Origin of the sequence: Mesorhizobium sp. M8A.F.Ca.ET.181.01.1.1, assembly GCF_004792025.1 — a bacterium.
GTDB lineage: Bacteria > Pseudomonadota > Alphaproteobacteria > Rhizobiales > Rhizobiaceae > Mesorhizobium.
Window position 1 is genome coordinate 1 of the sequence record NZ_SRTV01000113.1, and the last position, 354, is coordinate 354.

A 354-nucleotide genomic window follows, 5' to 3' on the forward strand; every position below is an offset into this window, starting at 1 on the left:
GGCCGACCGTGTCGCGCGTGGGCGATATCGGTACGACGCCCGCGGACGGATAGCGTCCATGCGTAGGACGAAAGCCGACCAGTCCGCATAGCGCCGCCGGAATTCGAACCGATCCGCCGGTGTCGGTGCCGAGCGACGCCGGCACCGCACCACTCGCCACCAACACGGCAGACCCGCCGCTGCTTCCCCCGGGAATTCTGGACGCGTCGTACGGGTTGCGGGCCGGACCGAAAAATCCGTTGTCGTTGGTGCAGCCGAAAGCGAGTTCATGCATGTTGGCCTTGCCGGCGACCAATGCACCCGCTGCGGTCACGCGTGCCACGACTGGCGCGTTCGTTCGCGGCACGGCGTCGC

1 protein-coding gene is annotated in these 354 nt (G+C 68.1%); it reads right to left on the minus strand.

Going from position 1 to position 354, the window contains the following annotated elements:
* A partial coding sequence (locus EN824_RS33825) for an amidase family protein (RefSeq protein ID WP_245521081.1) occupies nt 1-322 on the minus strand: 322 nt, incomplete at its 3' end.
* Nucleotides 323-354 lie beyond the last annotated feature (32 nt).